We start from the raw sequence: 22,360 nt of genomic DNA, 5'->3' as shown, positions 1-22,360 counted from the left end.
TAACAGACTGTACCTCGGTTTGTCAGGCCCCCAGAAGGGGCGCGGGGCGGCCAACAGCGGCCTCGTAACTCCAATCATGTCCCTCGAGCTGAGCTCCAGCGCCAGCACGGCGAGCGACATCGCTGCCGCCAGACAAGCCGACATCGTGGCGTTCCTCCATCGAGCGCCGTTCACTCTGGAGGCCTATGAGCTCGGTTTCCTTCCCGGCTTTCGGGAGGACTGCGGGTATCAGGAGACCCAATATCAGAATCTCACCCTCCCCGTCGGGATGCTCGACAACGACTTCCAGAACCCCGATCTGGATCGATTCGTCGAGCGGTTCTTCGAGTACGAGCCACAGGTCGGTGTCATCGGCGACATCTACGAACCTACTGACGTTGACGCCCACATCGCTGCTGCTCGTGAGATTCAGGACAGCTTTCCCGATGCCGAGGTCATCATCGTCCCGAAATCCCAAGCGGTGATTGACACGATCCCAGATGATATCATCCTCGGCTATTCGCGAGGGTACGCCGATCGCCTGGCGCACGAGTTCTCCGACCCAACCGATTGGAGAGGGCGGCGCGTCCACATCCTCGGTGGGAGTCCGCCCAAGCAGCTCGACGCCATTCGACAGCTGACCAGGCCGACACTCACCGACGAGCCACCAGCCGACATCGTCGGCCTCGATTGGAACGGGCTGCATCGCGGCGCGCAGTTCGGGGAGTTCTGGACGGCTGACGGCTGGGATGATAGCGGTCGTGACGCCTCCCACGTCACAGTTCGGAAGACGGTGCGACACAGTCTCGCCCGCATCAAGGCCTTCTGGCAGTCCCACGGCGTCTGGCCTGACTCAGCGCCACATAGCGACATCCTCGAAATCGAGTACGAGGGGCCGTCACCAACCGACCTCGATAGTGCTGCGTGTACCGAATGTGAAGCGAACGTCTGGACGACTCGGCGCGGTCCCTTCATCGCGGAGTATGATACCGGCGTGCTCTGTGGCTACTGCAGCTACGAGTGCTACTTCTCGCATCGCCATCGGAACAACCTCGAGGAGATCGCCGGCGAGCAGAGCGTGTACATTCCACCGGCGTGACGCTACGAGTGGTTTTTCGCGCCCCGGAGGGGGCGAGGGCTCGATCCAAAAAGTCCTCCGAGAAGGTGATTTTCCGTGAGTCAACAACAGCGTCCGAACGATGTCTCGATCGACGATATTCCAGTCGACGTATCGAACACCCAATCAGGCGAGGTCGACCCCGCTGAGGTACCCGAGGAAATCCGATCGATCACTCGTGGACTCGCAAGCGAGCAACCGCCGACGAATCCGCTCGTCGTCCTGAAGGCCGCCCGCTGGTGGTATATACATGGCAAGGGCGGAACCGATCCCGCGTTCCAGTGGGCGATCGAGTGGGTTCGACACCTCGCGACGGACACGCCGAGCGATGTCGACCAGTTCGACGCGTTCCTCGAGTACCTCGTCACGGTCGGCTTCGCTGACGAGAAAGCAGCGCTCCGATAGCAGCCCCGATCTAAACCCCCCGAAGTCGCGCCGATGTTTATCGTGCGCCCCCGAGGGGCGCGGCGCGTCCTGACTTCTCGGAGACGTCGTCGTACTTGGTGTGATGCAATCCATGATGACAGCCAGCGAGTCGAAGGTCTCGTTCGAGGAGACCGACACCCGACACGACGAGATGCACAGTACCATCGAAGACTGGATCGACGAGCTCGTCGCAGACGTCGACGAGGCAAAAGCCAGCCAACAGTTCCAGGAGTGGCTCGATGTCCAGTCCCGATTCCACGACTACTCCCATCGCAACACCCTCTTGATCAAGCTCCAGTGTCCCGAGGCAACCCGCGTAGCGGGCTACAATACGTGGCGGTCGGAGTTCGACCGGCACGTCCAAGAGGGCGAACAGGCGATCTGGATCTGGGCACCCATTATTACGAAGCAGTGCCCTGAGTGCGAGAACTCACCGAGTTACCACGAGCAAAGCGACTGTGACTACGACGAGACACCGGCCGAGGAGTGGTCCGAAGGACTGGTTGGATTCAAACCAACGGCAGTCTTCGATGTGTCTCAAACCGAGGGCGAACCGCTCCCCGAGTTGGAAACCGAGGCAACTGGTGACGCCGACGACCTGGTGCCAGCACTCCTCGATGCAGCAACTACGCTCGATATCGACGTCCGTGTCGTCGACGCTGCTGAGTGGGAGCATGGCGACGCGAAAGGCGTCTGCAAACACCGGAATCTCGACGAGTGCCAACCCGTCGTCGAAGCGAAAGCTCGCTCAAATCAGGCCGATCTCGCGGTGACGCTGATTCACGAGTACGCCCACGCACTGCTTCATTTCGATGTCGACGACGAACCCGAGCGTGCAAAACGCGAGGTCGAAGCGGAAGCCGTTGCGTACATCGTCGGGCGGTATTTCAACCTGGATACGAGCGGATCAGCGTTCTATCTTGCCGCGTGGCAGGACGACGATGCAGAGGGCATTCAGGAGCGTCTCGGGCGGATCAGTTCGACCGCACAGGAGATCATCGACACGGTTGTAGAGGGCTGAACACGCGGTTCTTCTAGTTAACCAACAGCTGGCAGTAAGACGGTATTTCGTTGGTTAAGTCTATCAGCGCCCGCCGAGGGGCGGAGGCGCAGTCACGCCTCTACGAACTATGTGTGAACCGTATCTATCCGCTGTCCTCAACGAGGCGGAACGAGTTGCAGAACAACACGACCAGATAGCGCGATCGACGGATCAGACAGCGCACGAGTACCTGCGGTACGGCGTCCTTCGGCTGCTCGAAGGCGAGTCTGACGAGACAGCTGCGGACGTGCCCGAAATCGACGGCGTAACCGTCGGGTACGGAGCGGACGAAGCGATGTTCGACAGTTGGGGTAATGACGTCGAGTGGTGGGACGACGTCCCACCGCGAGAGGGGTGTACCCGCTTCCGAATCTTCTACCCCGACGAGTACGAAATCGTCCCACGGGTGGTCGTCGACGTGATGGCTGCCCTCGGCGCGTGGCGCGTGTGGGCTGGGAACGCCACAGCCTGTGGCTCCTACGACTATCGCGAGCGCTGTGAAGTCCACTATCGCTGGCCGGAGGGCCATCCGGTTGAGGAACTCCTTCAAGATCGGCACCAGGATCCAGCCGCCCCCGTTGCGCCGGACGGTGGGCGGACTGGCGATGTTCGCGACCGGATGGTCGTCACGAAGCACTCGAACCAGCGTGCGGACCTCGAACCGCGAACCCGACGCGCCGTCGACGAAGCAATGGAGGTCTCGCTGCTCGAAAAAGGCGGTCGCTACGAAGTTCGGTCAGCGTCGGGGAACTGGTACGAAGTCGACGTGATCAGCGAATCCTGCACCTGTCCGGATTGGCAGCAGCGAGCTCCCGAAGGCGGCTGCAAACACATCCGCCGGGTGGACCACGAAATCAAGCAGGGGCGGGTTCCCCGCCCGGACGGTCGACTCCCGACCGAGTCGAATCGACGTTATTAACCAACAGAATTATGGATTGATGGCTTCTGTTGGTTAATACGAGGTGACAGTCGATGCCCTACGAGCCACCGACCCCGCCGGCAGGACTTCCAGCCGAATTAGTCGACACTCTCAACGAGGCCTCGCCGGAGCAGCTTCGGGACGTAGCCCGCTACGCTGAGGGGCTAGCCGAACACAAGGAACGGGAAGCCCGTCTTGAGAAGGAATCGGACGAAGACGACGTTGAGGAGCGACCCGATGACCTTCCGGACGACGTGCCGGCGAAGGCGACGATCACGATCAAGGAGATCAACGACAATCGCTACTACTACTGGCAGTGGAGAGAAGGAGAAAAGATCCGGTCCAAATATAAAAGCCCCGTCAGTCCCGACGAATAAGCGAAATAGCGTTTGAGTTGGACGGCCAGTTGTTCAAAAGTATCCCCGTCTACAAAATGAAAGAAGAAAGCTGTCAGCGCTCAAGTCGTGGAGTGGACTCGCATCGGTCCCGTATCGTTTGATGTCCTCAGTCTTGTCGATTCGGTCGGAGATCCGAATACAGGAGCTGAAAAATCGCACTCTTATTTCGATATCGAAGAGACGCACCCCTATCGACTTGTTCAACAAAACCACCTGCATGCAGAGGGTCACCTCTATCGATTTGTTTAGCGAGGAGTCACCCACAGGAGATCGGTATTGAACCAGTGGAGAGAAGTTCCTTCTCCGCCCTAGTGAGGGGTTTCCATCTCTGATCAAGATTGAGCATAGGACCGCTCCTACACGTAGCCGGGTTGATTCACCGCGACCGTGTCGCCAGGACCACACACCCACCCCTATCGATTTGTTCTAACGAGAAAGGGTGGGGAGGGGGAGTCAATCACGGGGAACCGAGGTGGATATGGTTCATCAGAATAATATCCTTCGGCTAAATCCACCTTTATTAGCTCGATTCTTGTTATAATCGGTGTACAGAGAGAGGATTGAACAAATCGATAGGGAAGAGTGTAGAATAGTTAGCCGAAGAAACAGAAGGAACAACAAGACACCTCTCACCACAGTGTACAAGCAGCCCGATCCTGGTCTTCGTCCCTTGGTTTCTCGACCCTTGTTTAAATACTCTATCAGGAGGAGAATAGAGCGAATAAGAGCAGTTAGAACAAATCGATAGACGTGTGTTCTACTAGCTAGATAGTAGCTAGAACTAGAAAGAAGAGAAAGAGAAGATGAAAGCAGCTCTCGATCCCGTGCTAATCGTGACGTAGATGGAGCGTTAGCCCGTTCGGGAATTCTCTCACCCTACCCTCCGTATTGGTTAGAACAAATCGATAGGGGTGAGAGGGTGTTCGGGAGTTCTCCTGGATCGGTCGAGACGAAGGGGTCCTAACAAATCGTCGGGGGCCGCAGAGGACAACGGTGTAACCCTCCGATATCCTGGTTCTGAACGTCATACCGATAGAAAAGAAATCGACAGGGGAATCTTTTAGTATCCTGATAGAGTGTGTCCCGGTATGCCCACGGATCCTGGTCCCGAGGAAACCTCCGAGTCCACGGGTTCTATCAAAGATCTCATTCTCGAGCAGGAAGAAGCCGCGAGTCTCATCAAGAACCGGTCACTCCTCGAACCGAACGAGATCGTCGACGAAGAACGTATCGTCGGTCGTGACACCCAACTCACCGATATTACTCAGCACCTCCGTGTCGCAATAAGTAACGAACGACCGCCGAACCTTCTCCTCTATGGCCCCTCTGGGACCGGGAAATCGCTCATCATCAACGCCGTCTGTCAGAACATCGTCGAACTCTGTGAGAGTCGTGACATCCGGTTCGGTGTCATCCAGATGAACTGCCAGAACGTGGGCACCCTCGGTGCAGCCGTCTACGAACTTGCACGAAAGGTGGCGAACGACATCGGAACGAGTGTCGACGTTCCGGAACACGGGGTTCCAAACAAGAAAAAATGGCGCGAACTCTACCGTCTGATCAACGACCACTACGATACAGTCGTATTCATTCTCGATGAACTCGACATGCTCGTCGGTCGTCGCGACAAGGACGAACCAGCCTTCTCCCGCCTTCTCTATCAGCTCTCTCGTGCTGGAAGCACCGATGAGATCACCGCCCAAGTTTCTGTTACTGCCATCACGAACGACACGAAGATGATGGAGAGTGTGGGAAGTCGCGCTCTCAGCTCGTTCACTCCCGAGGACGTTCACTTTAGTGACTATGACGCCAACCAACTCCGGGAGATTCTCCGGGCTCGGGAAGACGCTTTTCACGAGGATGCACTCAGCGATGACGTCATCCCGCTCGCAGCAGCATTCGCCGCCCAAACCAACGGGGATGCCCGGAAGGCAATCGACTTGATGCGAACAGCGGGGTCGATTGCAGAAAAAACAGGTGCAGACAAAGTCCGTGAAGAGCACGTTCGAGAGGCCCAAGATAAGGTTGAAAAGAACCGCGTGTTGGAGGTGACACGTGGGATTAGTACGCAGAAGAAGCTCTGTCTGTTCGCGACTGCAGCTGTGGCCCGTGAGGCCGGAACTGGTGCAGCAAAGAGCCCGATTGGTTACCGGGTGTATCAGTACTTGACGGGTACCCTGGATTCGGACCAGTACCACCAGGAGACGTACGTGAACAAAATGAAGGAACTTACGACGTATTCGTTAGTCGAGACAGAGCGGAAGAGTCAGGGTCCACACTCAGGCAGCTACCTCGAGTTCACGTTTGGTGAGAATCCGGAGACTATCATCGAGACGCTTCGAGAGGATTCACGACTTGATGATGTCCACAATGACGAACTCCGCACCGTCGTGAATGCACAACTCAATCAGTAGGGTGTTCATCGAACAAGTCGATAGGGGTGAGGGTGTTGTCGATGACTCAGCTCCATCGGTGACAGGAACAAGTCGATAGAGGTGAGTCTACAGATTGTGGTAGTTGATCACACAACAAATCGATAGAGGCGACTGTCCAGAAGCTCGCGTCACCGATATTCTGGAAAGCGTAGTGGTGCCACCACTATCTATTGATGGCTGACTCCTCGTTCTTGCTAGTTTTTATACGCTGTCTGATTCCGTTCTCGTGCTCAGCGAGTTCCCGACAAATCACGTTTGATCCCAGCTGAGTTGTGAGGGGACACTTTCGACAGCGCGAACGAACTGTGTCCATTAGTACGATAGTCGTGTGCTTCGCTTGCTTCGTAGGCGAGTGTGATGGGGGGTCCTGCTTGTTGTACTGGAGGTAAGAGTCCTACTGTTTCATGACCATTTGGCGTCCCGTATACTTTATTTTCCAATACAGAGCACTCGTGATTGTTTGTTTATATTAGTTGTTTCCACTTTGATCCATCTCTTGCAGGATCTGTTCCGGCTTCTGGTTGATAGAGAACGAATTGTCGTCGGGATTGAAACTCACCATCCCGGTATCCGCCTGGGCGATCCTCAAAGCGGTTCGGATTGTGTCTTTGTCGATAGAATCTTTCCCCTTGGCACGTAGCGCACCGCGCACCATCCCAATGTCCGGCGCGTCGACTGTTTCATCGAGGAACTGCTGTCTAGCCTCTTCCAAGACCGTCCGCATAACCCCGGTCTCCTCAGGCATCTCGTTCCATTCCTCCTCAATCACGTCCAATAGCTCTCCATTACCCGGCTCAGCGTCCGTCGTCATGATGTTCTTAATCCGCTCGTGGCTGAATCCGCGGTCTGCGTGCCGGTCCAACATCTCCTGGATCGCCTCTACAGTCAACAGCGTGAGGTCATCGTGCCTCCGGAACTGCTTCAAGAGTTTGCTATCCTCCACGCCTGGCGGCCCGTTGAGCTGGAACTCTCGTGCGACGAACACCGTGTGGTCACAGTCGTCGTGGTCCATATGTTCAAGAGCCGTTGAGAATTCAGCGTCCGAGTGGTCGACAGCACCTTCTTCTTTCCCTTTCGCCTCAAGTGAGATTTTGAATTGTTCGCCGCCTTGGATTCCGAATGTGATGATCGCGTCCGAGTCGCCGGAGTCGCCGTAGTGCTCGGCCTCGATGCCGATATGGGTTAGCGCGTCGACAATCGCTTGCTCGAAGGGGTCATCTCCCTCGTGCGACGCCGTCTTGATCTGTTCCTTGTAATACTCGATCGGGTCTTCGAGGTACCGGGAAGCGGTCCTGAGCGCGTCCTCGGAGATATCGATGCTGTCGTCGACCAGGTCTTCCCGGACGTCCTTGTAGGACAGATAGCCAGAGGCGATGAGGTTGCCCGCGAGCGCCTCTCCGACGACTTTGACCAGTTCGCTCGGCATGTCATCAGCTTCCAGCGACCGGAATAGCGGGTGGTCGGTATTGACGTAAATGGTGCCGTCGTGGTAGTCCACTGCGTCCCCGTCACGGCCGTGTTCTGCAAGGTGGATATCGACGTCCTTCCATCCACCCCGGGGGTAATCGGTGTCGTCACGGTTCGCGAGCCCCTCCAGTGCCTGGGGCGCTTTGTGCGGCGAGATTGAATGGAGGCGGTGCCCGAACTCTTCTGGGTCGTATTCCTCCTCCTCTTCTTGTTTCGCCTCGACAGCTCGGCTTCGTAGTACACTAAAGAAGCTCTCCATCACCGTTCGGCTCAGCTCGGGCTTCAGGCCCTCACGGACGGAGTCCCGTTGTACGAGGATCGCTTCATCGAGTCCGGGGATCTCGAACTCGCCGTGGAACCGTTTGAACCACTGGTAGACCTTGTCCCGGGTGCCGAACAGAGGATCCCCGCGGTTCAGCAGCTTCCCCCGGACCCTGACTTTGAACCCGTAATCGTGGAGGTTCCGATCCTCAAGCTTATCACGGGTCAGTAGCTCCTTGTAGATCGTTCCCCGGGCAACGACGGGGCCGAGGTCGTCAACTTCGACGGCGGCGACCTCAGCCCCGAACTCCTCGTTACTGACTTCCTCGTCGCCGGCTTCCTCTTCGCCATCATCTGCTTCGGTATCGTCCTCCTCGGTTTCATCCGCGTCCTTGCTCTCAACATCGTCGTCATCGATGTCCCCGTCCGATTCCTCGTAGGGATTGATCTGGACGATATCGAGCTCGTATTTCTCCTCGGGAACGTCGTCGGCCTCGTCGTACTCCTCGCTCCAGTCCACCCAGAACTGTTTCAGCCCCTCTTCGACCTTCTCGCGGGCGTCCTCGTCCTTCGCCAGATTCTCGATGTGTGCGTAGTGCTCGTCCGGGTAGTCCCGCGGCTCCACCTTCTGCCCGTTCCGGTGGACGACGAAGTTGGCCGAACGCGGGATGGCGGTCCGGATCATCCGGTCGAGGTACTCCGGCTTCAGGTCCCGGCCCGAGCTGTCCTCGTCAACATCATCGACGACAGCCAGCGTCCAGCTGTCCCAGTTCTGGTCCCACGGGTCGGGTAGGCCATCCAGATACGCACCGAGATAGTCGCGGGCCTCGTCCTCGTCCATCCGGTAGATCTCGGCCTCGGGCGGATTGCCGACGTCATGACCCTCGATATCTTCCTGCCTAACCGAGATGATCCGTGTGACGCCGTCTTTCGTGGCCACGTGCGTCAGTTCGTTCCCCAGCGCGAACGCTGCTAGCTTCCCGACCCCGAACCGTCCGATCTGTCGCCGTCCTTCGATGTCGCCCGCGTCGATCACCCGCTCCTCGCCCTGTTCCGCCAGTTCTTTCTTGGAACCTCCGGCCACCTCCCAGAGGATCTCCATCTCGTCCTTGTCCATCGAGACGCCGTTGTCCAGCACCTGCAGGATGTCGTCCGTCGTCTCCGGCGTCGAAACGAAGCACTCGGTCGCTGCCGCGTCGTAACTGTTACACACCAGTTCCTCAATCGCTCGGCGCGGGTTCGTATAGAGCTGCGACGAGACCTGCCGGAGGATGTCGTAGCTGATCTCGATCTGAAACTCATGCTCGCGTTCCGCCTCAGAAACGAACCCGGCGAGATCGCCCCGATCCGGTTCTTCGGCGTCGGACGAGGCCCCTGATTTAGCCATGTTATGTGGAGAAAGTCACTAGCACAACTTAAATTCCGCCCGCTAGAACGTGTCGAACAGCCCAGATGGACATCTCCGATTTCAGTGAAGTCGGTGATCGGGACGAGAAATTGAGGCGGTTAGTGGAGGAGCTGCTGGAGTCGGCCGCGGCTGAACTCCAGGATGTCCAGTTGCCCGAGAAACAGGTCTGGCAGCTTCAATCTGATGAAGATGATGAAGCGACGTTCAAGGCCGTCGAACGCCCAGACCTCGGCCAAGCGCTCTCGGAGATCGACTGGATTTCCGACGTAGAGGCGGCGGCTGCGTTCAGATCCCATCTGGAGGACGAGTACGACAGGGAGATCCGCTACGGGTACCTCAAGCGGCTACTGATCGATGCGTTCGGGAAGACAGGGGAGCGAATCGATTCGTATGACTCCGAGTTGGATCGGGTATACTCCAACGTCGTTGCGGATCTTCACGGACAGAGCAAGGGGGAGTATATCGCGATCCTGTACGGCCTGCAGGTCGAAGGTGACGCGGTCCAGGTATCCGATGGGGTCGAAGCGCGGAGTTTCCGTGCAGGCGAAGTCCTTGCCGAGGAGGACGCTGGGAAGCCCGCAGCACTGATCGAGGCCCACGAGTTGTTCCATAACTCGTACCTCCGGGTCGAATACACGCAGAACGACGTGCTCGCAAGAATGCCTGACAAAGGCATCAACCTGTATACGGTCGCCCTCGGACTCTCACTGGGCGGGTGGATCCGTGTCCCCCAGTTCTATCTAAAGCCGATCAGCTACGATATGCATAAGCTCGGGCACCGTTTCAGAGGTGAAACTGCTTCCCTTGAAGCAGAACTCACGGAGGCGAACAGCGGGCAAGTCGAGAACACGCTGTCCCTATTGCGGCCGTTTCACGAGCCAACGACCCGCGAGTTCTCGCACCCGTGGTCGATACCATACAATTTCAAGCCGCCCGTGGACGTCGCGACCTGCCATTACGGCCGGTCGATCCGAGCCCTAGGTCTCCCCCAGAATAGCGTCACATCGGCCATCATGGGGCTGGAATCACTGTTCGTCCAGCACACGAGCGGCACTACTCCAAGTAACGATGTCCCGCGGTACGCCGGGTTCCTCATCGGGAACACGGTCGATGGACTCGATCCGCTCACGGTCGCTCAGAAGATCGAGGAAGGATATGAACTCCGCAATCAGTGGGCCCACGGCGGCCACGTGGACCGTGAACCTAGCCCCCTACAGTCAGATCTCTGGAAGATACTCCGCCTTGCGATCATCATATTCGCCTGGATGGACTCCAACACGTCACTACTCGATGGAGGACTCCCGATAGAGGACGCACTCGTCGATGACCAGGCCAGGGATGCGTTCTATCAGAAATTAGATCAGCTGGACGTATCGGACTACTGTATGGTCGAATAACCCGGAGCCAGCAATTGGGATACCCTCTATCAACTGGCCGCGGTCACACCGTCTCCGCAGAGATAACCTGACCGATCATGCCATCCTCAGTCTCTGTCGGGGCGTCAGGGGACATCGCGATCTCCATCTCCATCGGTCCAACACGTTGCCTGACACCTCGATAGAGCCGACCAGATAGCTTCATCAGCAGTAACTGAGCCATCCCCACAATAGATATCGAGACTCCGACGCCACCAACAACCTCGTCCCAGGCCATCTCCGACGCGAGCGGTAACCCAATTGAGACGGGGAGATCTAGGTACATCCCGATGATATCTGCTGTTCTAGTAATCCAGCTATACACCGGCTCATAGACCAACACTCCATCTCCGTAGGGCCGCACGGAGGTACCCATGTCTACAGGTAATTCGTCCCGGCGTGGTTTGAGAATTTCGGGCGTCCTACAGTTCGTCCGGAAGCAGCTCCCCGACCGTCGCCGCGAACACCTCGTCGCCATCCACCACGCCATGGATGACCGCGTCCTCGTTCGCGAACGCCGCAACGAGCTCGCGGCAATCGCCGCACACCGACACCGGCTCCTCTTCGGACACGACGGTCGCCTCGATGATGCGGCCGGCACCATCCGACAGCGCCATCTTCACCGCCAGCTCCAGCTCGTGGCTGGTCTGCCGCTGGTCCGGCGTCTCAATCCGGGCCGCAGCATAGATCGCGCCGCCCGCCGTCATCACCGCGGCACCACGGTCCGGACCGTCCCCGACAGTGTTCGGGGCAACGTCCTCGGCCGCCTGCAGCAGTTTCTCCGCACGGCTCTCGCTCTCATCGGTCAGCGGGATTCCGAGGTCGTCCAGCGATAGCCGCCGGACCTTCCCCGCGGACCGGATACGATTCTGGTCGCCGAGTCGGCTCTGGTCACTCATGTTCTGTGAAATCCTCCGAACCGATGTCTACCGCGCCCATCTCGTACAGGTGCTGGAACTCGTCCGACGCTCGCCCGTAGTAGAACTCCTCACAGAACGCATCGACCAGCGTGTTCCCGTCCGGCGCATGGGCACTGAATGCGTAGTCCCGGAACAGGAACCCGGCCAACGCCTCGACCGGGATCTGCGTACTGTTGCAGAAATGCGTGCATGCCGGGATCCAGTGCTCATCGACGAGCGTCCATGTCGCTCCGTGCCCCGACCCGTCGACGTTCGCCACGTCCCGGAGCGGCGAGGTATCGCGCAGGGAGGACTGTGCGTACGTCCCGGCGACGTTCTCGTTGAACCGGAGTGTCGGCCAGTTCGGGTCATCAGCCTCCTTGAACGGGACGAAGTACGGCTTATCGCCGTCAGCGACACGGAAGAACGCGTCGAAGAACTCGTCATAGTTGAAATCAAGCCCTGTCGTCCGCCCCTCCTGTCCAGCCTCGCGGACCAGGCACAGGTACCCCGGGAAGTGGCGGTGGACTGGGAGCTCCACCAGCTCGTCGATACAGTCGCGGACCGCCTCTTCGGTCAATACGTATTCTGTCATGGTCTCATGGAGTGGTCATCCATCGAAGTGGGAGTCGTCCAGGTCCACGCCGACGGCCCGGTATCCGAGCTCGTCCGCGGCTTCGAGCGTGGTCCCGGACCCGGCGAACGGGTCCATCACGAGGCCCGGAAGCTTGTCGACCTCGCAGTCGCAGTCCGTCCAGCCCTTCGTGGTCGGCTTGGGGAACGTGAACTCCCGGAAGTAGCCGCCGAGGATCTTCTTCGCGTTGTCAGCCAGTTCCTGCACGTCCTCGGCGTTCCGACCGGCGCCGTCCTGGAACTCCTTTGCCTTCCCGGCATCAGAAATCCCGACCTTCTGGATCGCGTTGAGGTGCTTCTTCTCCAGCTGAACGTTATCGATGGCCTCCTCGGCAGCACGTTCCGAATCGTACACCTCCTCGCTCTCCGTGATGGTATCGTCACCGGATGTCAGCCGCCAGCGGTACTCGCCGTCCTCGTCTTCGTACGCCTCGAAGTTATCCCGGTTTTTGGCCACGTTGTAGATCTCCAGCGCCCGCCTGGCCTGTGTCCGGGACGTGTCGAGGTTGATCGGGTCGCGCTCCAACTCTCGGTCGGCAGTGTGGCCGCACTCCGGACAGACAGCCGGCGGGCACGCCAACGTGATGATCCGGCGGACGAGGTCGGTCGGGAACGGCGCCAGGTGGTCGCCGGTGTTCCGGTCGTGCGCGATCTCCCAGACGTCGCCACCGTTCGACCCGTTGCCGTACGCCTTCGAGTACCCGTACAGGTCGTAGAAGTAGTCGCGATCGTTGGTCAGATGGAAGATCGCTTCGTGTCGGTTCGCCAGTCGATCCTTCGCTGATGACGGGATACCGTTCTTTTTCTCCCAGACGATCTCGTTCCGGATGGTCCAGCCGTCATTCCGGGCTTCCTGCACGAACATCCCTGGGATGCCGGTGATGCTGCGGCGCTTGTACGTATCCCCGACGTTCAGGAAGATCGAGCCGCCGGGCCGGAGGAACTCCCGCCACTTGTCAAGCGCGGCCACGAGGTCCTCGACGTACTCCTGTGCCGAGTCCTCCTGTCCCAACTGGTCTTCGATCCCGTAGTCACGCTTCTGCCAGTACGGCGGCGACGTGATGATCAGGTCGACGCTGTTCGGTGCGACATCGATCGCGTGTTCGTGGTCAGCGTCCACGTCCGGCTCGATCTTTGTCGCGTCCGCCTGGTGGACCGTAAGTTCCGCGTCGTCTGGTTTCCCTCCGATCGGTCCCTGCGCGACCTTCAGTTCATCGAGTGACGGTGGCTCCCGCCGGAGTTCATCGAAGAACTCCTGCAGCTCCTCCAGTAACCCCTTCGCCTGCTCAGGGTGCTCCTGGAATACTGACTTGATATCATGGACATCGGACGCGCTGGAGACTGACCCCTCGAACCCGCCCAGCTGCATCTGCTTCTCGATAAGCGCCTTGCGGTCGCCAAGAAGGTTCTCGGATAAGATATTGCTGAGAGCGTCGATCTCCTCATCAAGATCGCGTTCCGCTAGTGCCTCGCTAACCACATCGTCGTAGGAAATTGAAGAGTCGCCAGATGCATCATCACTCATTGTATAATCCTGGGTCAGTCCCCGTACTTAGTGACTTCGACATTCCGTTCGACGAAGCGAGGCGACATAATGGTTTTGCCACCACGGGGCCAGTCGACGACCCACTCGACGAAGAAAACAGATACGTTAAGTCGTGGCGGTCGTGGCATCCGTCTATCCTTCTTGCTCTTTGAGCGCTGCCTCTATCTGGTCGTCTTCTGGTATGTTCCCGTCGTTGACCCGACACAGGTGGTACGCGTGCCTTACGAACTTCACCTTCGAGCTCGGGTCGTCGTACGTCGGAAATCGGCGGTTGACCTGCGCTGCCACCTCGTCCAGTTCCGGGTTCGGCTTCACATCCTTCCAGACGCGGATTTCCCGGTTCATCGGGACGAATCCGGCCTGCTGCGCGTTCTCCAATACATTCCGGGCGTCGTCGACGGAGTCGGCGTTGTACTTCAGCTTCCCGAGCATCGTGACGCGGTCGGTCTCGGGCAAATCCCGGTCGGGGAACAGCTCGTAGATGTTGTTCGCGGTGAGGAGCGTGTCACCATCGACATCGTCACGCGGGATGAGCTCGCCGAGCGCCTGGTGTGAATCGTGTTTTAGTTCGCTCACCACGTCCCGTTCGTGGAGCAGTCGTCCGACCTCCCAGTGCCACTCGACGCTCCCCAGCTCGTATTCCTCCGAGATATCATCGACCGCGATCAGGAAGTCGCCGAAAACGTCCGTGAACTCGATGCGCGCCTCGTTCTCCTCCTCACTCTCGTCGTAGAAGTCCTTGCTCCGGTTCAGCGCGAGCTGCTTCTCGGTGTCTCGCCGGACGCGCCGTTCAACGATCTTTACCTCCCAGACCTCCTCTTCGGCCACTTTGTCGTAGACGAACGAGATGAGTTCGGAGGTGTCCTTTGTGCTCATGATGTGGGGGTGTCCCTCCAGTGCATATGCATCGGTTCGCTACCGACGAAGTTAGTCATTAGCTTCTACCCGACGACGATCTCCTCGACGTGGCTCTCCAGTTCGGCATAGATCTCCTCGTGTTCCTGCCGGATGTCGAACGCCTCGTCCAGCAGGTCGTCCCGCGTGTCGGCATCCTCGGCGGCCTCCTCCAGCTGGACGAATTTCAGCTCCTCGATGATGGCGCGGGCGATCTTCTTCGACCCGAACTCTTGGTGCTGTTCCTTCCGGTCCTCCTCGCGGCTCGCGGTCTCGTAGATCTCCCGCCACTTCGGGTGCGCCTTGTTCAGGTTCACCGTGAACCCACCGCCCCCCTCGACGAACGCCTCGGCGAAGATGTGGCTGTCTTGGTCGGCGATCTCGTTGATCTCCTTGAAGATGGTCGCGGACTCGTCTGAGTCCCCGTCCTCGCCGGTGTCGCTACCGTCACCGCCGCTGTCGCCGCCGGGGCCGCTGCCGCCCTGGCCGTTACCCTGCGGCGGCTGGTTTCCACGGGGCTCGACGTCGACGGGCAGGATGATTAGCCCTTCGTCGATCACGTCGTCGTCAGACGGCGTCCAGTCCGCGGGGTCGGTGTCCTCCGGGACGCCGGAGATGGAGGCGGTGATGTGGTACCAGCCCGGCGTCTCGGCCTCCCAGGTGAAGTCGGCGGTCTGGATCTCATCCGGGATGGCCGAGACCAGTATCTCGTCGTCCAGGTGCAGGGCCGTGTCGAGTTCATCGCCCCGGACGGTGATGTCGTGGACGACGTACTCGTCCACGCTGGGCGTCTCGGGCGGGTACACGCGCGTCTCTATTGAGATGTCGCCGACCGACTCCGGGTATTCCTCCGGGTTCAGCGTGAGCAGCGAGCCGTCGTCATCGGACCGTAGCTGGTCCTCGCTGCCGGCCTCGTCGATGGTGAGTGCGCCGTGTTCTGCGAGGTTGACGAAGTCCTGGAAGTATTCGTCGTTCAGGCTGTCGACGGCCTGGTTGACGGTGTCGCGCAGCAGCCGGTTGATCTCCTGTTCGTCCGAGGCGCTCTCCTCGGCGAAGTGGTTGGCGTGCACCTGCTGGGTGACGCTCCGGAGTCCGGTCTGCCGGTTGCGGATGTTGAGCTTCTGGTGGGACGGGTCTTCGAGCTCGGCGCACTCGTCGATCCGACACCAGGCGATCATCTCCGGGTCGTCGTTGTAGATCGAGGAGACGTGCGGCTCGTAGCTGTCGACCATCATGACTGGGCCGTCGAAGTAGTCGTTGCCCTTGAAGAACGCGATGCCGTCCCACGGGTACTCGCCGGCGGCCCGGCCGAACACGACGTCCTTCAGCACGTACTCGTCGTCACCGATGGAGAACGGGTGCTCGTCGATCCGCTTCAGTTCCTCGTCCATCAGCTCGTCGAGCGTCGGGAAGTCGGGCGTGTGCCGCTGGACCTCGCCGTCCTCCTCCACGAGGTAGACGAATTCGACATCGTCGCGGCTGAACAGTGGTGTGAACAGCTCGGCCAGCACGCGTTCGACTTCGTCCCAGTTGGAAAGCGTATTGAGCGCGCTCTGTTCGAGGCCGACCAGTTTCAGCAGCGTTCCTTCCGGGCCGGCGAGTTGGGGCGCGTCTTGGATGACGTCCTCTTCGGGGTCGTCCGCGATCTCACGGGGCGGCACGGGCTCGGGGAGTGTGGTGCCGTCCTCCGGGAAGAGGATGGTGGCAAGGCGTTCGCCATCGGTGTTCAGCGTCTCAATATACAGCTTCTCGGTGCTCGCGGCGACGGCGAACAGGCCGCGACCCTCGGAGCCGACGTTCTTCCCGCTGGCTTTCTCTGCGGAGGTCGTGTCGATCTCGGGGACCACGTCGGCCATCACCTCGCGCGACATGCCGCCCGCGTTGTCGGTAATCTCCGCGTAACGCTCGTCGACGTTTACGCGGAACGTGATGCGGAGCGTTCGCCCCTCGTCGAGTGTGCCTGCATCCATCTGGTTTGCATACTCGTCCTGCGAGTTCTGGATGGGTTCAACGATGGTTGGTGGTCGGCTGACATCGTAGTTGTCACGTATGTGTTCGATGAGACGAGGAGTATTAGTCCGGATGTCAGTTCGTTCGAGGGACATATTATGATCGTGAATAACAACAAGGGAACCATATAGAATAAGACTTCGCGATAGCTCCCTTCTTGAGTTCGGACATCCTTCTCGTCCATAGCCTTCTACAGTAGACGAAATTCAGTACTCAACGCGAGTTGTATCGGTGGTCGCCAGTAGCTCATCGAGGAATGCTGTGATGAGATCATCCGGGTCGCGAGGAAGGCCGTCCGGTGGCTCCTCCCAGAGTTCGACTGCAAATTCCCGCGCTGCCGTTGCTTGTCCCTTACTGGCGATAACCATCAGAATCGCCTGCTGATAGATCACGATCGTCCGCTGGTCGTCGACGTCGAGATACTCGATTGCGGCTGCCTCGAGTGCTGTCGGGAGATTCACCGGCTCATCCACCGTGCAATGCTGGACCGGCTCATTCTCATCCGTCATAGCCGATTTTACTACCCGTTCGTACAAGTATGCGCGTGGCTTCGGCGACAGCTCGTCCGCTTCGGTGTTGATGCGGGTATGCGTACCGACAGTATTGATGAGTTGTTCGGAGAGAGTGGATCGCTATAGGGATGTACGCCAGTATGACGAGCTTCTGTCGACAGCTCTGACCACCCTGCAATCTGGGCGAACTGGGGATTTTAAGCTCTCAGCAGCGAGAGTATAGATATGTCGTTCAGTGAGAACTGGCACACGCTCCTCGAAGCGGCCGAGGAGCGTTCTCCGGAGGCCACTCTCATTACACCGCTTTCTCACACCCAGTTTCGTATTACCGATTCACAGGAATACCGCGTCATCATCGAAATTCTGGACTCGGATGATTCTCAGCCGCTCCAGCGCGACCAGTTCGAAACGCTCTATCGACGCGTTCAGGATGCGGGTGGCGGCTTTGAACTTGACCGGCTTCCCCCGGATGCCGAACCCTATGCGGCCGTGCTAACGCTTCATCCGCAATTCGAGATTGACGAAGACGCTGGGATCCTCGGTGAAACGGACGCCCCGACTGCCACCCAGGTGATTGGTGAAGGCCCTACCGAGACTGACGATAGAACTGAGCCGGATGTCGGCGTCTATGCTGATGCACTCCTGTTGATTGATGAATTAGAACGCCACGATCCGACCAGCATGGACACCCTGGATACGGAGACACTCATCGATCTTTACACGCTACTCTCGGATGTGCAACGTGGCGCGAACGACCTTCGGAAAGACATCGCCGATACCCTCCTTGATCGAGTCCATCACGACCAGCCAGTTCATGCCCAGTACGGCTCCGTCCAACGAACTTCGCGCCGGTCGAAGTCACTGAAGGACGACACAGAGGTCCTCGCTGCGTTGGAGGACGCCGGTATCGATCAGGATCGTGTCCTCGGCGTCGACCCGGACAAGGTCGAAGACGCACTTGACGTGACTGACCTCCACGAGCAGGACGTCTACGATATCGAAGAGCGGGCGTACGTCAGGAAAGCCGACGTCAACGAGGACGTGAAAGAGACGCGATTGCAGGGATTGAAGGACCGACTCGCGGCCACTGAAAGCGAGGAGGCAGATGTCCTCCGCAGTGAGATCGAAGACTTGGAAGACCGAATCGACGAACTCACGAGCTTTCGAACTGGTTCTGAGGTACAATAAGTACAATGAGTATTGCTCTCGGGTGACTCTCGCAGCAGCTCCGGCGAAGAGGTCTTCCCGGGGTGACCGCGAGTCCGATCAGTCCAGACGGTCGAGCGAGCCGTAGAGTTCCTCGTTCTGAATGTGGGTACAGAACTGTGCGCAGAGCCGACAGCAGTCCGCGGCATCGGTGAACGTCCGGACACTGGCATCCCAGCGCGCGTGGACGGCGCCAAGCATCGCACTTCGAACCGATGGTTCGGTCGCGACCATAACCCGTCGCGCACGCGTTGGTGGCGTTGCATCGGCCGCCGGCCCCTGCATTCCAGCTGTCGACAGCATATCCTCGAGGACGCTCCCGATCTCGATCCCGACACCGAGGTTGTCGCCGACCTGTGGAGCGATGAAGATCGTTGCATTACTCGCTTGCGCAAAGGCGATACTCTGTGTGGCGGCATCCATCTCGTCGAGCGGAATCCCGACGTCGATTGCGAGAAAGGCATTAAACCCGCGGTCGCGGAGGCAGTCCCGCGTCTCCTGCAGGAGCCGCAAGACCTCGTCTTCGGCGTGCTCGCCGCTGGTCTCGTCCCACGTCGCAAACGATGGAGCATCGGTTTCGACATCGGCGTCCGTCGGCAGTAGCGCGTCGACGTCGAATGTCCGATATGGGCCCATCAGATAGACGAGAAACTGTTCCCGCCGGACTGGGGCGAGCGCATCTGAATCACCGGCGGCACGGGGGAGATTATCGATAATCCGTTGCCGCATTCGACTCGTTCATTCGCAACGGTAGTATATAAATATCGGTGTTCTCAGGAATATTCTAGTCGAGAACGACTAAGTAGGTGGCGTCCCAACGTAGGACCTGAGGCACCCCCAAATGTCCGAAACCGATCGCCAGCCAACAGAGGAGGTTCGTCAGCCGGACCCGCCGCTTCCCGAAGAGAGCGGGCTGACGCTCGAGGAGTACCTCGCGATGCAACAGGCGATCGGCCACCCGACGCGGTTCCGGATCCTCCGCACGCTCGTCGCCAATGAGGAACTGAGTGCTGCCGATCTCAAGACCGCGGTCGATGTCGAATCTCACAATTTCCACTATCATCTCGACGAACTGGTCGACGTCGGGCTTGTCGACAAGCGCCAGCGACGGACCGCCGACAGCCAGGGTTTTTACACGTACTATCGGCCGACGGCAATGGGGTGGGGTATTCTCGAGCACGGTGTCGAGGAGCTGATGCGCCGTGAACGGGAGTTCAACGACGCTTACTCGTAGGCTGTCGTCGGATTCTCTGTCCCGATCGGTGATTCAGTTACCCTCTCGAATTCTTTTTGAGACCACCGTATTTCACGGCGTTAACCAACAGACTGTCTGATGAGTCGATGTGTTGGTTAATTTCTTTCGACGCGATGCTTGTAGCTCCTATGTGGCTGTACGAACAAGACCACATTATTTCACGGTTCAATAGTGGCAGAACGGTGGCTTCACAAGCGGTCCGAGGCGGATACACGGGGCTTGCCCCCGAGGTGGTGGACCGAACAACCGACAGTACAGGAGGTCACTGTCTTATGCCGCTTCCGTGGAGTTAAGTTCTCTACTAGCCAGGTATAGACTATCGAATGGTCGAAATTCCGGACTCGCTTCGCTCTGTTTTCAGCGCGACTGTTCACGAGCGGGACGGGACATACGTTCTCGAGGTTCCGTCTGGAGAACTCAGCTATGACGCTGTCTCTCTCGGAGAAACGTATCGGATCGCTGTCTTCGACGCACCCACGTCGGCGCAGGATGAGCACGAGTCCGCGTCCGCAGGTCGTGCCCAGCCTGACCATCAGCGTGAATCTCCTGAGCCGCCTGTTGAGGAGGGTGAAGTACGCGAGGTGACAATCGAAACGGTCGGTGATCAGGGTGACGGGATCGCGAAAGTCGACCGCGGCTACGTCGTGATCGTCCCCGATACCCAACCCGGCCAGCAGCCGACCGTGGAGATCGAGCAGGTGCAACAGAACGTCGCGTTCGCCAGTGTGGTTGCGTCTGATTCTCGTTCGCTCTGATTACGTACCTCTGGCCATGTATCGGTCCGAAGAAGGGGTTGAGTCGTATCAGAGAAAAACTCGGTCTGTGAGCCAGCGAGTTAGTGTTCAGTCGTCTTTGAATTCGTCAAGGACGTACTCTTCTAGTTCAGGATGATCGAGTCCAGCGCGTAACAAGCCCTCCATGAAGTGCTTGTGTTTCTCGACTTGAGCCTCATCGTTTAGTGTCCGCTGAGCATTGAACTTCTCGAAGCGATTCTGCACAGTCTCTTTCAAGTCGGGAGTCACGTACAGCGGGAACGGGGAGCGAGACCGGACGGTGCCTTCTTCCGTCTCTGACTCTGTCCCGTTCCCATTTTCGTCATCCTCAGAAGACTCATCTGTAGATTGCGTAATTTGCGCAGATTCCGTATTGTCTGGGGACGTTGCTCCGCTGGTATCACTACCCGAGGCAGATTCTGTTTCAACTTCATTGCTGAGCTCCTCTGTGTCTCGCTCTTCATCCGCTGCGTCACCCTTGGTCCCCTTGATTCGATCCCCGAGCATTTGTCCAAGGGCGTCGTCGTCTTCTTCAGGCATAGTGTCCCTCCACGTGATCGGCGAGGCGGTCGTAGATCTCCCGTACTTCTTCGGCCTTCTGATTGCGGTGGCGGTTCGATGGCTCGAATTCGTATACTGAATGTCCTTGGTTGAACGCCCCTTCGATGGCGACGGTCTCTGGGACGATGAAGACGTTCTCTTCGCCGAGGTTATCCAAAAACCAGTCAAGGCGGTCATCGCTGATTTTGTTTCTCGTCACTGCGTTCACGACAGCGCCGACGATGCCGATATCGCGCTGGAATTCTCGTTCGAGCTGGGTGATCTCCTGGGTGAGGAGATTCATTGAGAAGGTCGCGATCGAATCCGCTCGCGAGACAAAGAGAACGTTTTCTGCCGCGAGAAGTGCTCCGTCGGCGAGTGGTCCAAGATTCGGTGGCGAATCGATTAGCATGTAATCGTAATCGCTTTCGACCTCATCAAGGATCATATCGAGTCGTTCGAGCGACCGGTTTGCCGACCAGAGTTCACGTTCGAGCTTGAAATTACTCCCGTGAGCAGGAAGGACATCGAACTCCTCGTGTGACTGTATAATGTCATTAACCTCACTAAACCGCTCGAAATCGAGCATAAGGTCGTACAACGAGACGGCGTCACCGCTCACGTAATAATCTCGGAAGCCGAGTGTGATTGTGGCGAACCCCTGTGGATCAGCGTCGACGAGCAGGACATCGTTCTCGTCGGCGAGCGCTTCTGCGCACGCGAGCGCTCCACAGACGTTGATTGTGGTGGTTGATTTCCCAACGCCCCCCTTCTGCATCGCAACTGTGAGCCTATTCGCCATCTCGATCACCGTTGATTGACGTGCTAGCTCGTGGGGTACACATAGTCCGTGCATTCCGTGATTTACGTATATTTCGTATCATGTGGCGACTCTGCAAATTGCGTAAATCACGAGTTGTACGCAATTGACGAGAGTCACCAGAATCACGACCATCGCGAATTAGACGTAATTTGTGCACATTACGATCATGGCCTCTGAATTGAATAGGTCTTTCTTGCGAGACTAACGGGCTCTCCCTTCGTTTTCCGTTCCACATCAGTGGTGGCATATCTCGTAATTCACGGAGATCACACATAAATCTGTGTCAGGCGTCTATTTCGTAGATTTCGTAAATTACGAATTATACGTGATCTGCAGTTGTTGAACGACCACCCTGACTTGAACAGCGAGATTCAGTGCAAAAGCTGGGCGGGACAGACGAGA

General features: G+C 58.2%; 21 protein-coding genes. 10 read left to right on the top strand and 11 right to left on the bottom strand.

The genetic code is table 11. The annotated features are described in order from the left end of the window. Window positions 1-76 precede the first annotated feature (76 nt). The 6 genes from LI334_RS12420 to LI334_RS12395 all read left to right on the top strand — a co-directional run bounded on the left by LI334_RS12420 (window position 77) and on the right by LI334_RS12395 (window position 6,295). Window positions 77-1,078 carry a DUF6610 family protein gene (locus tag LI334_RS12420; protein WP_227262438.1) on the top strand — a complete coding sequence of 334 codons (1,002 nt, stop codon included), beginning with the start codon at window positions 77-79 and terminating at the stop codon, window positions 1,076-1,078. Window positions 1,079-1,153: 75 nt separating this feature from the next. After that, window positions 1,154-1,501 carry a hypothetical protein gene (locus tag LI334_RS12415; protein ID WP_128904661.1) on the top strand — a complete coding sequence of 116 codons (348 nt, stop codon included), beginning with the start codon at window positions 1,154-1,156 and terminating at the stop codon, window positions 1,499-1,501. 112 nt (window positions 1,502-1,613) lie between these two features. Then, complete coding sequence (locus LI334_RS12410; protein ID WP_227262459.1) at window positions 1,614-2,543, top strand: ArdC-like ssDNA-binding domain-containing protein; 930 nt, start codon at window positions 1,614-1,616, stop codon at window positions 2,541-2,543. A 109-nt stretch (window positions 2,544-2,652) separates the two neighbouring features. Beyond that, window positions 2,653-3,483, top strand: coding sequence for a hypothetical protein (locus LI334_RS12405; protein WP_227262437.1), 831 nt, complete (start codon window positions 2,653-2,655; stop codon window positions 3,481-3,483). Window positions 3,484-3,536: 53 nt separating this feature from the next. Then, window positions 3,537-3,860: a hypothetical protein gene (locus LI334_RS12400; protein WP_066419289.1), complete on the top strand. Its 324-nt coding sequence runs from the start codon at window positions 3,537-3,539 to the stop codon at window positions 3,858-3,860. A gap of 1,109 nt (window positions 3,861-4,969) precedes the next feature. Then, the gene (locus LI334_RS12395) at window positions 4,970-6,295 is read left to right on the top strand and encodes an orc1/cdc6 family replication initiation protein (RefSeq protein WP_227262435.1); all 1,326 of its coding nucleotides are present in this window, start codon (window positions 4,970-4,972) and stop codon (window positions 6,293-6,295) included. A gap of 490 nt (window positions 6,296-6,785) precedes the next feature. Here the strand turns inward: LI334_RS12395 and LI334_RS12390 are convergent, their stop codons facing one another. After that, window positions 6,786-9,431: an ATP-binding protein gene (locus tag LI334_RS12390; RefSeq protein ID WP_227262434.1), complete on the bottom strand. Its 2,646-nt coding sequence runs from the start codon at window positions 9,429-9,431 to the stop codon at window positions 6,786-6,788. Between the two features lie 65 nt (window positions 9,432-9,496). Between LI334_RS12390 and LI334_RS12385 the strand changes: the two genes are divergently transcribed. Further along, window positions 9,497-10,849 carry a hypothetical protein gene (locus tag LI334_RS12385; protein WP_227262433.1) on the top strand — a complete coding sequence of 451 codons (1,353 nt, stop codon included), beginning with the start codon at window positions 9,497-9,499 and terminating at the stop codon, window positions 10,847-10,849. 43 nt (window positions 10,850-10,892) lie between these two features. On the opposite strand, the gene LI334_RS12380 is transcribed toward LI334_RS12385, so the two are convergent. The 7 genes from LI334_RS12380 to LI334_RS12350 all read right to left on the bottom strand — a co-directional run bounded on the left by LI334_RS12380 (window position 10,893) and on the right by LI334_RS12350 (window position 17,358). Then, window positions 10,893-11,243, bottom strand: coding sequence for a hypothetical protein (locus LI334_RS12380; RefSeq protein ID WP_227262431.1), 351 nt, complete (start codon window positions 11,241-11,243; stop codon window positions 10,893-10,895). A gap of 46 nt (window positions 11,244-11,289) precedes the next feature. Continuing rightward, window positions 11,290-11,766, bottom strand: a complete 477-nt coding sequence (locus LI334_RS12375; RefSeq protein ID WP_227262430.1) for a hypothetical protein — start codon at window positions 11,764-11,766, stop codon at window positions 11,290-11,292. Then, window positions 11,759-12,361 (bottom strand): hypothetical protein, encoded by a 603-nt coding sequence (locus LI334_RS12370; RefSeq protein ID WP_227262429.1) that lies wholly within the window; start codon window positions 12,359-12,361, stop codon window positions 11,759-11,761. Before LI334_RS12370 ends, LI334_RS12375 begins: the two co-directional genes overlap by 8 nt. Before the next feature lie 15 nt (window positions 12,362-12,376). Then, complete coding sequence (locus LI334_RS12365) at window positions 12,377-13,924, bottom strand: DNA methyltransferase (RefSeq protein WP_227262427.1); 1,548 nt, start codon at window positions 13,922-13,924, stop codon at window positions 12,377-12,379. Between the two features lie 153 nt (window positions 13,925-14,077). Continuing rightward, window positions 14,078-14,821, bottom strand: coding sequence for a hypothetical protein (locus LI334_RS12360; RefSeq protein ID WP_227262426.1), 744 nt, complete (start codon window positions 14,819-14,821; stop codon window positions 14,078-14,080). A 65-nt stretch (window positions 14,822-14,886) separates the two neighbouring features. After that, a complete protein-coding gene (locus tag LI334_RS12355; RefSeq protein ID WP_227262425.1) occupies window positions 14,887-16,944 on the bottom strand; it encodes a hypothetical protein in 2,058 nt (685 codons plus the stop codon). Window positions 16,945-17,055: 111 nt separating this feature from the next. Next, window positions 17,056-17,358, bottom strand: coding sequence for a hypothetical protein (locus LI334_RS12350; protein ID WP_227262424.1), 303 nt, complete (start codon window positions 17,356-17,358; stop codon window positions 17,056-17,058). Between the two features lie 228 nt (window positions 17,359-17,586). Between LI334_RS12350 and LI334_RS12345 the strand changes: the two genes are divergently transcribed. After that, the gene (locus LI334_RS12345) at window positions 17,587-18,549 is read left to right on the top strand and encodes a hypothetical protein (RefSeq protein WP_227262423.1); all 963 of its coding nucleotides are present in this window, start codon (window positions 17,587-17,589) and stop codon (window positions 18,547-18,549) included. A gap of 78 nt (window positions 18,550-18,627) precedes the next feature. Here LI334_RS12345 and LI334_RS12340 read toward each other — a convergent pair whose 3' ends face one another. Continuing rightward, window positions 18,628-19,296, bottom strand: coding sequence for a DUF7509 family protein (locus LI334_RS12340; RefSeq protein WP_227262421.1), 669 nt, complete (start codon window positions 19,294-19,296; stop codon window positions 18,628-18,630). Between the two features lie 112 nt (window positions 19,297-19,408). Between LI334_RS12340 and LI334_RS12335 the strand changes: the two genes are divergently transcribed. Together LI334_RS12335 and LI334_RS12330 are read left to right on the top strand one after the other, a co-directional pair. Further along, a complete protein-coding gene (locus LI334_RS12335; RefSeq protein WP_227262419.1) occupies window positions 19,409-19,801 on the top strand; it encodes a winged helix-turn-helix domain-containing protein in 393 nt (130 codons plus the stop codon). Between the two features lie 344 nt (window positions 19,802-20,145). Beyond that, window positions 20,146-20,577, top strand: a complete 432-nt coding sequence (locus tag LI334_RS12330) for a TRAM domain-containing protein (RefSeq protein WP_227262418.1) — start codon at window positions 20,146-20,148, stop codon at window positions 20,575-20,577. 87 nt (window positions 20,578-20,664) lie between these two features. Here LI334_RS12330 and LI334_RS12325 read toward each other — a convergent pair whose 3' ends face one another. Further along, a complete protein-coding gene (locus LI334_RS12325) occupies window positions 20,665-21,135 on the bottom strand; it encodes a hypothetical protein (protein WP_227262416.1) in 471 nt (156 codons plus the stop codon). Next, entirely contained in the window at window positions 21,128-21,937 is an 810-nt protein-coding gene (locus LI334_RS12320) for a ParA family protein (RefSeq protein WP_227262467.1), read from the bottom strand. Before LI334_RS12320 ends, LI334_RS12325 begins: the two co-directional genes overlap by 8 nt. Window positions 21,938-22,360: the final 423 nt, after the last annotated feature.

The organism is Salarchaeum japonicum (assembly GCF_020614395.1).
Lineage (GTDB): Archaea > Halobacteriota > Halobacteria > Halobacteriales > Halobacteriaceae > Salarchaeum > Salarchaeum japonicum.
The sequence above is the reverse complement of the archived record's forward strand: the minus strand, read 5'-3'. Positions and strand labels throughout refer to the sequence as shown.